13 protein-coding genes, 1 pseudogene and 1 other annotated feature are annotated in these 12,345 nt (G+C 39.7%); of the genes and pseudogenes, 9 read left to right on the top strand and 5 right to left on the bottom strand.

Annotation, left to right across the window (positions count from 1 at the left end; translation table 11 throughout):
• Positions 1 to 5: 5 nt before the first annotated feature.
• Positions 6 to 452 (top strand): hypothetical protein, encoded by a 447-nt coding sequence (locus tag AMD01_RS13200; RefSeq protein ID WP_053401899.1) that lies wholly within the window; start codon positions 6 to 8, stop codon positions 450 to 452.
• Positions 453 to 603: 151 nt separating this feature from the next.
• Here the strand turns inward: AMD01_RS13200 and AMD01_RS13195 are convergent, their stop codons facing one another.
• Entirely contained in the window at positions 604 to 1,812 is a 1,209-nt protein-coding gene (locus AMD01_RS13195) for an MFS transporter (protein WP_053401898.1), read from the bottom strand.
• Between the two features lie 240 nt (positions 1,813 to 2,052).
• Between AMD01_RS13195 and AMD01_RS13190 the strand changes: the two genes are divergently transcribed.
• Positions 2,053 to 2,838, top strand: coding sequence for a GNAT family N-acetyltransferase (locus AMD01_RS13190; protein WP_053402014.1), 786 nt, complete (start codon positions 2,053 to 2,055; stop codon positions 2,836 to 2,838).
• A gap of 235 nt (positions 2,839 to 3,073) precedes the next feature.
• Complete coding sequence (locus tag AMD01_RS13185; protein ID WP_053401897.1) at positions 3,074 to 3,667, top strand: hypothetical protein; 594 nt, start codon at positions 3,074 to 3,076, stop codon at positions 3,665 to 3,667.
• Positions 3,668 to 3,698: 31 nt separating this feature from the next.
• Here AMD01_RS13185 and AMD01_RS13180 read toward each other — a convergent pair whose 3' ends face one another.
• Positions 3,699 to 4,460 carry an HAAS domain-containing protein gene (locus tag AMD01_RS13180; protein ID WP_053401896.1) on the bottom strand — a complete coding sequence of 254 codons (762 nt, stop codon included), beginning with the start codon at positions 4,458 to 4,460 and terminating at the stop codon, positions 3,699 to 3,701.
• A gap of 13 nt (positions 4,461 to 4,473) precedes the next feature.
• Positions 4,474 to 4,797: a PadR family transcriptional regulator gene (locus tag AMD01_RS13175; protein ID WP_053401895.1), complete on the bottom strand. Its 324-nt coding sequence runs from the start codon at positions 4,795 to 4,797 to the stop codon at positions 4,474 to 4,476.
• Positions 4,798 to 4,999: 202 nt separating this feature from the next.
• On the opposite strand from AMD01_RS13175, the gene AMD01_RS13170 reads away from it, so the two are divergent.
• The 5 genes and pseudogenes from AMD01_RS13170 to AMD01_RS13155 form a co-directional block, all read left to right on the top strand.
• A complete protein-coding gene (locus AMD01_RS13170) occupies positions 5,000 to 5,767 on the top strand; it encodes a Nif3-like dinuclear metal center hexameric protein (RefSeq protein ID WP_053401894.1) in 768 nt (255 codons plus the stop codon).
• Positions 5,768 to 5,769: 2 nt separating this feature from the next.
• Positions 5,770 to 6,327 (top strand): GNAT family N-acetyltransferase, encoded by a 558-nt coding sequence (locus AMD01_RS13165; protein ID WP_053401893.1) that lies wholly within the window; start codon positions 5,770 to 5,772, stop codon positions 6,325 to 6,327.
• A 118-nt stretch (positions 6,328 to 6,445) separates the two neighbouring features.
• Positions 6,446 to 6,711, top strand: a binding site (T-box leader).
• A 58-nt stretch (positions 6,712 to 6,769) separates the two neighbouring features.
• A complete protein-coding gene (metG, locus tag AMD01_RS13160) occupies positions 6,770 to 8,395 on the top strand; it encodes a methionine--tRNA ligase (protein WP_053401892.1) in 1,626 nt (541 codons plus the stop codon).
• Between the two features lie 59 nt (positions 8,396 to 8,454).
• Positions 8,455 to 8,601, top strand: a complete 147-nt coding sequence (locus AMD01_RS24150; RefSeq protein ID WP_157052729.1) for a hypothetical protein — start codon at positions 8,455 to 8,457, stop codon at positions 8,599 to 8,601.
• Positions 8,602 to 8,604: 3 nt separating this feature from the next.
• A pseudogene (locus AMD01_RS13155) lies at positions 8,605 to 9,093 on the top strand (GyrI-like domain-containing protein); the annotation flags it as partial.
• Positions 9,094 to 9,323: 230 nt separating this feature from the next.
• Here the strand turns inward: AMD01_RS13155 and AMD01_RS13150 are convergent.
• On the bottom strand, positions 9,324 to 9,512 hold the full coding sequence (locus AMD01_RS13150; RefSeq protein WP_053401890.1) for a hypothetical protein: 189 nt from the start codon (positions 9,510 to 9,512) through the stop codon (positions 9,324 to 9,326).
• A gap of 346 nt (positions 9,513 to 9,858) precedes the next feature.
• Here AMD01_RS13150 and AMD01_RS13145 point away from each other — a divergent pair, with 346 nt between their 5' ends.
• Entirely contained in the window at positions 9,859 to 11,175 is a 1,317-nt protein-coding gene (locus AMD01_RS13145; RefSeq protein WP_053401889.1) for a hemolysin family protein, read from the top strand.
• Positions 11,176 to 11,244: 69 nt separating this feature from the next.
• Here AMD01_RS13145 and AMD01_RS13140 read toward each other — a convergent pair whose 3' ends face one another.
• Positions 11,245 to 11,715, bottom strand: a complete 471-nt coding sequence (locus AMD01_RS13140) for a hypothetical protein (protein ID WP_053401888.1) — start codon at positions 11,713 to 11,715, stop codon at positions 11,245 to 11,247.
• Positions 11,716 to 12,345: the final 630 nt, after the last annotated feature.

Here is a 12,345-nt window from a genome sequence, read left to right as displayed (position 1 = left end):
GAAAGGTGAATTTTGTGTTTAATGTGATCGTAATCACAGTAATCATGGTTGTGATCTATGTAATGATGATGTGGGTCGTTGATCGGCGCATTGCTTTAGAACTTGTTAACTCGTTATTAAGAGTCTGTCGTCTGCATCAGCTTCAGCTAACGTTTCTTCATACTGTTAAGAGAAAGTACCGAAAATATGAGCGCGAGATTGATTTTATGCTCGGCGTGAAATATGCGCAGCTAAAGCAATATAAGGAAGCTACGGTCCATTTTAATGACGTTTTTTTGTATGAGGACGAGACGTTTATGTACACGGAACAACTTCAATGGGTATTGCCTTCCTATAAAGAAACCAGAAACGTGCAGGATGGAAAGCTAGTCATAGAGGCATTTAAGAGGCAAATTCGTCATGATGCAAGGTTTGAAGATGTCATCAAACCTTATTCTCAGCTGTTTGAATAAAGGGTAGAACGAAAAAGGACAAGTCATTCTGATTGAAATAAAAGTAGAGCATAATTCAAGCAGAAATTCACTTTGATGCATGGATCTAAATCAAATAAAAACGCTGTTGATGGTTACATTCAACAGCGTTTTTTTGTAATAGGTTAGGTTCTTATAATTCAAGATCTATGATTTTGTTTGCTGAACGCTGCGATAGAAGCAGCACAACAAGTGAGCTACCAACGGACACACCAGCGAGTAAATAAACGGCGACAATATGAATATGATCACCGATGAGTCCCATTAGAACGGTTGATAATCCAAACGTCAGCATAACGAGTGAACCTTGTGCGGCATAAACTTTAGCCAGCAGTTTTTCTTTTACAAGCCGCTGAATCGTCGTGTGAATACAAAGACTTTGTAGCTCTTGCGCCACTCCGTTTAGCCCGATGATGATCACCGCAATAATCGGAAGCTGATTCAGCCCAAAGGAGAGCGTTGTTACAACAATAATACCGGTTGTTCCTATGAGAAGAAGGGTGTGCTTCGTTTCAATAAATTCACTATATTTCATGCCTATGAAGCCAGCGAGCGTGAGTCCCATTAGCATCGAAACATTCAAATAGCTCCACCACTGTGATCCAACGTGTAATCGTTCCTGTAGAAAAGGGTAGAGAATGGCTGAGACCCAAACGGTATTGGCGATACTGTTAAAAAAGATCAGAAGGTGGAAGGTACGCATTTGTTTTTGATGAAGAATGACACGCCATCCTTCCCACATGGACTGTCGGCTCGGAGCGGGTGTCATTTCATGTTCTTGAAAATTGCGAATGCCGCTCATGACAATCGTGGAAATGCCATATAAGATGAGCGTAAACCATAAAAGTCCGTTGGCGTGTAAAACGCCGGCTGCTACTCCCCCAATGGCCCATCCGCCTAGCTGAATACCTTGATAAAGAGACGAGAGAATGCTGTTTGCCTTTACGAGGTGTTCTTCTTTCACGAGCTGCGGAAGCAATGCGCTGCTTGCAGGGTTTGCGACTCCATCTAGTGACGCAATCAAAAAAATAAGTATAAACAGTACGGGAAACAAGTGGTTGTATCCATGTAACGTACTATAGATGGATAGGACAAGAATTAAGATGGTTTTCGAGAGCTGCGAATAGACTAGTAGATGCTTTAGACGATACCGATCAATAAATAACGGTGCTAGAAAGCTGCTTAAAAAGCCAGCCATCGTATTGCAAAACGGAACGAGCGCGACGAAAAACATCGAGTTTGTTACGTTATAGACGGTGGAAATAAGCGCTACAATGTAAAACACATCACCGAGATTAGCAAAAGATTGCCCGTAAGCAAGTGAGTAAAAAGATTTTGTCATTGTTAAATCCCCTTTTGTGAGGCTACCTTGTACATGCCCTTACAAGGCTAGAAGGTAGGGGCATGACCTAGAAACCTTGATTTTTTCAACACTTATATGGTTGTCATAATCGTTTCACAAAAAGAAATCACATTGGACAATTTCTCCTATCAATCTTATAATTTTAGAAAATACTTACAATTATTTTTGCATAAAGAAACGGTAATTTCAACTAGAACATCATATGAAAGGACAGAAACGATGGCAACATTCCAACAAATTATGGACTTAGATTTTGCATATTTAGAAACGTTTACGAAAAGAATTCAAACGAATTGGGGAGCGGTTTTTGTAGATGAAGATAACCCGCGTTATTATGATGCTAATCATGCGCATCTCGCTTCCCAGCCGGAAAATTCAGAGGAAGTAATTCATGAAGTGACTACTTTTTATGAGTCAAGGGGGATTGTACCGCGCTTTTACCTACATAACACAGAGGAACTAGGGGATTTTAAAGCAGCTCTTATTAAAAAAGGCTTTCAGTATGAAGAACTGAAAACGCCTGTTCAAGTGTGGAATCATTCTTTGGAAACTGAACGGAAGCAGGAAGAAATTACGATTGAACGCGTAACGAAACATAATAAAGAAGCGGCAATTGAGATTGAGTGCAGCATTGAGGAGTTTGGTGGGAGTATACGAAGAGAAGCCTTCGAAAAAGAGTTCGCGCATCCGGCCTTTGTACACTACATACTACGCTACAACGGAATGGCCTGTGGAACTGCCTGCTTGTATCGTCATCGTGATCAAGGAAGAATAGAAAGTGTGGCCGTTTTAAAGGCGTATAGAGGCGAGGGATTAGTTGGGCCACTCCTCCATAAGATCAAAAAGGAATCGCTGCAACAAAACATCAAAACGCTATGGATTTTTCCTATTAATGAGAGTATTCAGCGCGTATACGAAAAGTACGGATTTGAAACCGTTAAACAGCTGACAACGGGTCATGCTTATTTGAGTGGCCGAAGTATTATCGAAATTCAGGGTACGTAAGGGGGAATAAAACCAGATTTTTATTCTATTTAACTATGTGTCAGAGGAAAACGACGGTGGTTTTTCTGTTTTTTTGTTTTGTAAGGAAATATAAGCTAAAAAGAAAGCTATTCAAGGAAAAGGGGGTGTGCTAAAATAAGCTGTCCATTTTGAATGAATACATAGTACTTACAATATTTGAGGTCATTTGTGAGGGTACGTACACGAGATTTCCTTCATCAGGAGTTGAACAACAGTGAAACAAAATAAATGGTTTCTACTGGCCATCATCAGTAGTGTGTTGGTTATTTTGTATGAATTTTTCAAGTGGGAAATCGTTGATGTAATCACCGAATTTATGCTGCTTCCCCTTGCTTTCGTTCTGTTTGGCTTTTTTATTGTGGTCACGATCAAAGCGGTCATTGAACTCGTTAAGCACAAAGACTGGAAGCCGTTCACCGTTCAAGTCATTACGATTGCTGTTTTATTTTTGGTTCCATTTAATCAAATTAATTTAAGAGTTGATTTTGAGCTGCATCAATCCAAAAGAGAAGAAGTAGTAAAAAAGATTGAAAGCGGCGAGCTCAGCAAAAACGTATCGGATCAGCCTACATTGATCACTTTACCATCGAAATTTAAGAATCTTTCAAGCGGCGGTGGTGAAGTAGTCGTTGCAAAAACGAGCGGTGGGTACAGTATTCTCTTTTTTACGTATTTAGGAGCAATGGATAACTTTTCTGGTTTCGTTTATGTACCTATTCATAAAAAACCGTCTGGAAAAGCCTTTGATGCTCATTTTAGAGAGATTACGAAGATGGATCAAAATTGGTATTTTGTTAGTTCATACTAAAAAACGGCAGTAACATCACTGCCGTTTTTTTCTATTGAGTCTCTTTCATATCGCGCTTCATTTGAAAAAATAGATAAAGTGAAATAAGTAAGCTTCCTCCCATTAAAATAGAAGCGCTAATAATAGCTTGTGATTTTTCGGAATCCGTGAAGTAAGAGGCAATAGGTGTTGGTACGATAATAAGAAGCGGAACGACAATCGTCGACCACGTTTTCATCATGATGGAGCATACGATAAAATAGAGTGAGCAGACGATGATAATTAGGTTATTTTGTAAAGGTGTTGCGGTCCAGACAGGTGTCAGTTCTAGCCACTTATTTAGTAGTTTAATAGCGATGAACAAGACAAGCGGTAATCCTCCACCGATGCCATAGAGCACCATTTGGGCGGAAGAAGACAATACTTTTAAGCTATCTAAACGCGCAATGACAATGAATAAAATGAGCCCAATCGCGAAAATAGACAGGTAACCAATCATTTCTAATAGCGTATACGCTGCTTCTCCTTGTACGGCGTCTGGTAAAATAATGTAAGCAATGGAAAGTGGGAAGAAAAGCATGAGAAGGGACAAGATTTCCTTTTTATCCGTTTGCATTTCATTTTTTACTTGTTTCATATAGGATTTTGGAGAACCCCCGGTAATATCATCAATATTTTTCCCGCGCTGTTCGGCCTCTATAAGATGATCTCGTAATTCCTCTACAATGTCTTTAATTTCCTGTTCATTTTTTCCATACGTTGTTAAATAGAGATGTAAGTCCGTTAAAAACTGTTCGGCTTTTTTAGATAACATGAACATCACTCCTTTATTGTTTATGAAACAGCGTGTTTACCGCCTTTGATAAGTCATTCCATTTTTCTTCAAAATCCTCTAGGCGCTCTGTTCCCAGCTCCGTAATGGAATAATATTTTCGCTTTGGCCCGCTAGGTGAAGCTTTTGTGACCGTTGTAACGAGTCCGTCTTTTTGCATACGCATTAGAACGGGATAAATGCTGCCTTCACTAATCATGTGAAAGCCATACTGCTCAAGTTTTTCAATCATTTCATAGCCGTACGTTTCGCCGCGTGCAATGACGGCGAGCAGACAGCCATCCAAAATTCCCTTTAACATTTGTGTGCTTGTTGCCAATTACCCAGCTCCCTTGTAATGCAAGATAGTTAATCTAAACTGATAAGATTTCCTTTTGTTAGGAAATAAGTATCTTGTAATACATGATAGAACAGAAAATATTGGAAGTCAACTATTTTGTAAAACAAGATAGTGACGAATGTGTGAAAAAATGGAATAATTTTCTGCACGGTACAATTTCAGAAGATAGGGGAGAAAACGAATGGATACGAGGCAATTTAAGGAGATCATCACGAAACTTTTTCCTGAGAAGCTTCTTCAAGAATTTGATGATGATTATGGTTTCATATATGAAGCCAACCGCAGCATTCAACGAATTGGGTATGCAACCAATCTATCGTTAGAGGTTATTGAAGATGCACATAAGTCAGGTGTGGATCTAATTGTAACGCATCACGACGCATGGGATTTCCTTTACGGATTAAGAGAGGCATGTGTTGACAAGCTGAGAGAATATAAGATTAGCAGTTTCTATATTCACGCACCGCTTGACTTTGTAGAGTTTGGCACATCTACGTCTCTTATGAACGTGATTGGAGTAAACGTTGAACGCTATTCCATCTATGACGGGGGTGATCTTCCGGGGATAGGATTATGTAATCCGCCTATTTCATTTGAATCACTTTTACAAAGTATGCGTACATCTCTTCAAGAGCCTGTCCGTGGATGGAAGAATCACGATCAACCCGTGAAAAGAGTGGGTATTTTAACAGGTGCAGGTCATACAACTGACCATCTAAAATGGGCGCTAGAACAAGGATGCGATACGTACATAACCGGAGAAGCAACGCTATACGGCATTCAATATGCGTCGTTTGTAAGGATGAATCTCATCGCAGGAAGTCACACGTTTACCGAAATATTTGGCGTGCGAACCCTGGCAGAACGTATTAAAGAATTGAACCCGATGGTTGAGCTAGTCGAAATTAGAGAAGCGCACTTTGAACTTAATCATGGAAAAGGGGTGTAGCGATGAAGATGTCTCCACGAGTTTTTCAACGAAACGATCTGTTTTACATCATTCGTTCCGCTACAGAAGACGACGCAAAGGAACTGTCCGCCTTACGTCTTCAAGTGGACGGCGAAACCGAGCATTTTGATCGTGAGCCCGGTGAGGGTTTTATTGATGAGCAAGGATTTCAAGAGCTCATTGGGCAAGATACACGTAGTCGACACTGCCTTTTTCTTGTGGCAGAGGCCGAGGGAAATCTAGTAGGGTTTTCGCGCTGTTCGGGAAGTGAATTAAAGCGCCTTTCACATCACGTTGAATTTGGAGTAGGGGTGAAAAAGACACACTGGGGCTTCGGGATTGGAAGCAATTTGCTAAAGAAATCGCTAAAATGGGCCGATCAGCAGCAAATGAAAAAAATGACGCTCCGTGTACTTGAAACGAACAAGCATGCAATGGATCTATACAAAAGACTTGGTTTTGAAGTAGAAGGCGTATTAAAAGCAGACAAGCGCTTATCAGACGGAAAATACTACAATACGGTCATGATGGCACATTTTTTTAGCGGGGAAGAGAAATGAAAAGTTGAATGAGATCCGCAACGGCAAAGATGCTTGATATAGTGATGGATGTAAAAAAATTGAAAAAACAGTTGGATTATTGAGGTAAAGATGATTATAATAATCTTAACCTTATGATTAAAAGGCGAAGACGGGAAAAGTAGGATGAAAAGATTTTTCACAGAGAGCTTCGGATGCTGAAAAGAAGCAAAAATTATCATTTGAACAATGGTCCCTGAGCCTGTGTAGCTGAACGTGTTTGTACATGAGTAGGCTACCACGAGAGTTGGCGCTCGTTACCATAGTCACAGTATAAGAGCTGAATGCTCCGTACTTGTTGAGATGAAAGGTGTGAGCCTTTTATAAATTAAGGTGGTACCACGAGACTATAGCCTCGTCCTTATCTAATGCAGATAGGGACGGGGCTTTTTTGCGTTCATTTTACTAAAGGAGGAAACAAAATATGACGGTATTTATCGGAGGAGCTTGGCCTTATGCGAACGGTTCCTTGCATTTAGGGCATATTGCTAGTTTATTATCAGGAGACATTTTGGCACGGTATTATCGAATGAAGGGTGAGAAAGTTTTATATGTATCAGGAAGTGACTGTAACGGAACGCCCATTGCAATTCGTGCCAAACAAGAGGGGGTCGCACCGAAAGAAATTGCCGATCGTTATCACCAGGAGTTTTATAAATGTTTTTCAAAGCTAGGGTTTTCTTACGACTGCTATACGCGAACCGATACACCAAATCATCATCATGTTGTACAACGTATTTTTAACGAGCTTATTCAAAACGGCTGGATCTATAAAAAGGAAACCGAGCAGGCGTATTGTTATACGTGCGAGCAGTTTTTACCTGACCGCTATGTAGAAGGCATCTGTCCTCACTGTGGTCAGGAAGCAAGAGGCGATCAGTGTGAGGAATGCTCCGCGATTTTAGATCCCGTTGATTTGCTAGAAAAGACGTGTAAAGTCTGTGGCGATCATCCGACTGTTAGAGAAACGGATCACTTTTATTTTGCGCTTAGTCAGCTGCAGGAGCAGATTGAGAAGTATGTAAAGGAGAGCACCGGGTGGCGTGACAATGCGGTTCAGCTGACGAAACGTTATCTTCGAGAAGGACTGCAAGATCGAGCAGCTTCTAGAGATCTGCCAATTGGCGTACCTGTTCCGGTGAAGAGCTACGAGGAAAAGAAAGTGTATGTATGGATTGAGGCGGTAGTTGGCTATTATTCTGCGAGCGTAGAGTGGGGGACAAAGCACGGAAAATCATACGAAACATTTTGGAAAAAGGATGTCACGTCTTATTACGTTCATGGAAAGGATAATATTCCGTTTCATACGATTATTTGGCCCGCTCTCTTAGTCGGAATGAACAGCGATGCGCTTCCGACGCATATTGTTTCCAACGAGTATTTGACTCTTGAGAAAAAGAAGCTATCGACGAGTAAAAATTGGGCTGTTTGGGTTCCTGATATGATCGAGCGCTACGATCCTGACTCCATTCGTTACTTTTTAACGATTAATGCACCAGAAAATCGCGATACGGATTTTTCATGGCGCGAATTTATTTTAAGTCACAACGGTGAACTATTAGGTGCTTATGGAAATCTTGTAAACCGGACGCTGAAATTTGTTGAGAAGTATTATGAGGGATTTCTTCCAAACGGTGAGCTTGATCTTTCTATTTCACAACTTGTCTCCACGCTGTATCAGACGGTTGGAGAACGAATTGAAAAAACAGCCTTTAAACGATCGTTAGAGGAGATTTTTCAGGGGATTCGCGCGGTCAATAAATACTTTGATGAGCAAAAACCGTGGCTACAGCGACAAGAGGACCCACAAGCAGGATACAAAACAATTCGAACATGTGTGTACAGCATCGTTAATTTTGCACAGCTTTTGGCGCCCTTTCTACCGTTTTCAAGCACCAAAATACAAACTCTCTTAGGAATAGAAGAATGGCAGTGGTTGCCCATTTCTATAAGTGAAACAACAATTCAAGGTGTAGAACCGCTCTTCGAACGAATCGACGTCAAGGAGATTGAAGAAGAGTTAGATCGTTTAGCGAAGCAATCACTGTGAGCCTTTAATGTTAATTTTATGGTAAAATATTGAAAAATACTAAAATGAAAGGTGAGCATATGAACTACGTAGCAAATTTAAATATAGCAAGCGTTCTGTACGGAATCGGTGCATGGGTCATTGTTGAATGTATGCTAAACGTTTATCGGATTAGTCGTATAAGCGGGTGGGATATTTCAAACGTGACAAATAGTATGATGATTTAAATTATTTTAATAGAGGGGGATATCAAAATGGACTATCGAATTGAGACGCTTGATTTTAACTTGCAAGTTGTAGGGAAAGGTAAGGTGGTTAAAACAAGTAGAGCCTTTAAAACAATTCCTACGCTTTGGAATGGCGCCAAAAAAGACGGATTTATGCAGCAGTTAATTGACATGTCTTGGGAAGAGCCAAAATGCACCCTTGAAAGCCTTTTGGGTGTTTGTGGAAAAGAGGCCGCCATTACGGATGAGGAATTTACATACTTTATGGGTGTCCGGTATGATGGAAAAGCTCCAATTGGTTTGGAAACGCACACGATTCATCACAGAACTTGGGCTGTTTTTCCAGGTATCACGAATGCCTGGAAACGATTATATGTAGAGTGGGTTCCAACTTCTGGATATGAACTTGCGGATATACCTTGTATCGAATGTTATTATCCCCAAAAACATAAGCCTAGAAATGAACTCTGGGTTCCGATCATGACTAAATAAATAGATAAATTACTTGGAAATCAATCGCGCAAAAAGAGAACGTCAAAATATTACGGAAAAGGGCCTGAGTATAAAAATTTCTCTAGGCCTTTTTTAGATTATAAATATCCGGTGAATGGATATGTGATTCATTATTTTACACATGAAAAGGAAAGCTATAAAAAAGAGCCTATGGTTTCTTTTTTACATGCTTGTGGAGCCTTCTTTTTCTTCATACATTCATAGCGTTTTTAACCGTTTTTATGAGGCTGTTTTTTCATAAAAAAGTGCCAAACGCTTGAGAAGATATAAAAGACGAGCATGCATACCGCAAATTCAACGAGGTGATTAATGATCCAGCTGTTGGTAAGGTGAACGCCTTTTAAAATGTCCAAGGTTACGTAAATGATAAAAATGGTGATAAAGCTTTGGGTGTTCATCTTACTCTCCTTTTTGCTAAAAATAATGTGTATATGCACCATAGCATACATTTTATGGAGGGGTCACTTGTTTATTGTGACAGCTAGATGTATGTTTTTTTTAAAATGAACGAAAAAATGAAACTTTTGAATCCTGTCTTCGTATGAATGAGTAAGAAAAATGAAACGATTTCTTTAAGGGGGTGATTTCATGGGGCAGAGACGTATCAATTTAGCAGTTGTTCAAGTATGGCATATGTAAGAATAGACGGTAGTGCAACATGGAATGCCTATACAACTATTAATCTATTTTTCTATTTAACAGGAGGTGGACTCTTATCCTACATGGATAGGATAAGAATCATATTTGATAACCATTAATTTAATATTAGTTGCGGTTTTAATTTTATTAACGGCTTTTTTCGTGGCAGCCGAGTTTGCGATTGTGAAAATGAGAAGCTCGAAGGTGGATCAGCTAGTAGCAGAGGGAAGAAAAGGGGCGCTTGCCGCTAAAAAGGTAACGTCGCATTTGGATGAATATTTATCAGCCTGTCAGCTAGGGATTACCATTACAGCTCTTGGAATCGGGGCCCTTGGGGAGCCGACGGTTGAAAAGATTCTTCATCCGGTTTTTGATAGCTTAGAGCTGTCTGCTACAGCTTCTTATTTTTTATCCTTTGGTATCGCGTTTGCAGTCATGACATTTTTGCACGTTGTAGTGGGAGAGCTTGCGCCAAAAACGGCTGCTATTCAAAAAGCTGAAACCGTAACATTATTATTTGCTACACCGCTTATTTGGTTTTATCGCATCATGTTTCCGTTTATTTGGATTTTAAACGGATCTGCGCGTGTGTTAGTGGGGTTATTCGGACTAAAGCCTGCATCAGAGCATGAGCTTGCACATAGTGAAGAAGAGCTGCGCATTATCTTGTCTGAAAGCTATGAAGGCGGGGAGATTAATCAGTCTGAATTTAAATACGTGAACAATATTTTTGAGTTTGATAACCGTGTGGCACGAGAGATTATGGTGCCTCGGACAGAAATGATGGTTATCTCAAGCAATCAAACGGTTGAAGAGTTTCTGCATCTTGCCGTTAAGGAGCGCTACACGCGCTATCCGGTTGTAAGTGACAGTGACAAAGACCAGGTGCTAGGTCTTGTGAACGTGAAAGAAATTTTAAATGACGTGGTCATCGATGACTCGATTAAGAAAAAGCCAATTGATTTGTACATGAAGCCGATTATTCAAGTCATTGAGTCCATTGCCATTCACGATTTGCTACTAGCTATGCAGAAGAAGCGTATTCACATGGCGGTATTAATTGACGAATATGGTGGAACGGCGGGTCTTGTTACGACGGAAGATATTTTAGAAGAGATCGTCGGAGAAATACGAGATGAGTTTGACGAAGAGGAGCAGCTTGAAATTCAAAAAGTCGGTGATCACCACTACAAACTTCAAGCAAAAGCACTCATTGCGGACGTAAACCGCTTGCTACATCTTGATATTGATAATTCGACGATTGATACAATCGGAGGCTGGATTTTAACGCAAAAAATTGATGTGCAGGTGGACGATTCAATTGTTTACGAAGGATATCAATTTACAGTTAAAGATTTAGACGGTCATCAGATTAAGGCCATCGAAGTAGTGAAAGTCGAAGAAGAGCACAGCGCCGAATAAAAGAAAGTCCGGGATTTTTTCCGGGCTTTCTTTCTGCTTACAATAAAAAAGGGCGTCCTCCACTAAAAACTAAAATATAATTAGGATTGCTAACGAGCATACGACAAACAGCAAAATAGGAATAAAATAAAGAGGATAGGTAGGGTAAAATTTTTCTAACAAACGAACGGTTAAAACGTCAACGAATCCATACAAAAAACCGATGAAGAAGCCGACGACCCAAAATGAAATTCCCTGGTGACTTCCAAAATAAGATCCTCCTAGCAATCCTAATACGCTCAAAATTCCAATGTATAGACCGTTAAGACGTAATGAGCTGTATGTTCCTAATCTGCCAGCAAGTAAAGATAATAGATTCATATAGACAATCGTCCACAGTCCTACAAAAAAGCTGATTCCTGCTGTGATAAGTATATAATCTGTCATTGTTCGTTCTACATTTATCCCGCGAATTTCTAAATAAAAAGCTGTTAGGATTGAAACAAGCAATGTGGAAATGAGACTTGCGTTCGTTTTACGAATTAATACATGATCTAACAACTGTTTCTGTTCCTTTCTGCCGTCTACACGGCCATTTTAAGTAAGCTTTTCTCTTAAGTAAAATGAGATTCTCCTTCTAAATATATCCAAATCCACCTTAAATGTCACTGCGAAAAGGATAGTAAGGGAAGTTTAATCTGAGCAATTGGTCTTTCATCATGCAATCACGTCCTTCTTCTATTACTGAAAATTTCCTATATATAAATGGTTACTTTGTTTCGACATGATACGAACGATCAAAAACGTAACGAATTTCCTTTAAGCACCGTCTACTGTTGAAAAGAACGCAATCCTTTAAGGCCTTTTTCAGTAGCCTCAATGCAGGTAGATCATTTTTTTCAAAGTAGGAGAAAGAGTTTCCTGATATTCATGTTTATGGAAATATCGTCAGTATAATATGTTACCAATTTCGGCACGTATTAGAAGGTTTCTTCATATGCCTCTTTAACTTCTTCATATGAAAGACGGGAGTGTATTCATTAGTAAATGAAATAAGAATAAGGCAAACCTCGTGTATCCTAAATTAACTATACAGAGTAAATAGAAAGGCGTTAGAAATTCTTTCATCATGCAGATCACCAAACAAGAGAATCTTTAGCGAATGTATTATGTTATTGCGTAATATTTACT

It is taken from the genome of Priestia koreensis, from assembly GCF_001274935.1.
Classification (GTDB): domain Bacteria; phylum Bacillota; class Bacilli; order Bacillales; family Bacillaceae_H; genus Bacillus_AG; species Bacillus_AG koreensis.
Note: the sequence above shows the minus strand (reverse complement) of the source record. Positions and strands in the feature narration are given on the sequence as shown.

Excerpts from the sequence above, each read along its gene's own strand:
- metG (WP_053401892.1), top strand. The coding sequence starts at position 6,770 with ATGACGGTATTTATCGGAGGAGCTTGGCCTTATGCGAACGGTTCCTTG.
- AMD01_RS24150 (WP_157052729.1), top strand. The coding sequence starts at position 8,455 with ATGAACTACGTAGCAAATTTAAATATAGCAAGCGTTCTGTACGGAATC.
- AMD01_RS13195 (WP_053401898.1), bottom strand. The coding sequence starts at position 1,812 with ATGACAAAATCTTTTTACTCACTTGCTTACGGGCAATCTTTTGCTAAT.
- AMD01_RS13165 (WP_053401893.1), top strand. The coding sequence starts at position 5,770 with ATGAAGATGTCTCCACGAGTTTTTCAACGAAACGATCTGTTTTACATC.
- AMD01_RS13170 (WP_053401894.1), top strand. The coding sequence starts at position 5,000 with ATGGATACGAGGCAATTTAAGGAGATCATCACGAAACTTTTTCCTGAG.
- AMD01_RS13150 (WP_053401890.1), bottom strand. The coding sequence starts at position 9,512 with ATGAACACCCAAAGCTTTATCACCATTTTTATCATTTACGTAACCTTG.
- AMD01_RS13190 (WP_053402014.1), top strand. The coding sequence starts at position 2,053 with ATGGCAACATTCCAACAAATTATGGACTTAGATTTTGCATATTTAGAA.
- AMD01_RS13180 (WP_053401896.1), bottom strand. The coding sequence starts at position 4,460 with ATGTTATCTAAAAAAGCCGAACAGTTTTTAACGGACTTACATCTCTAT.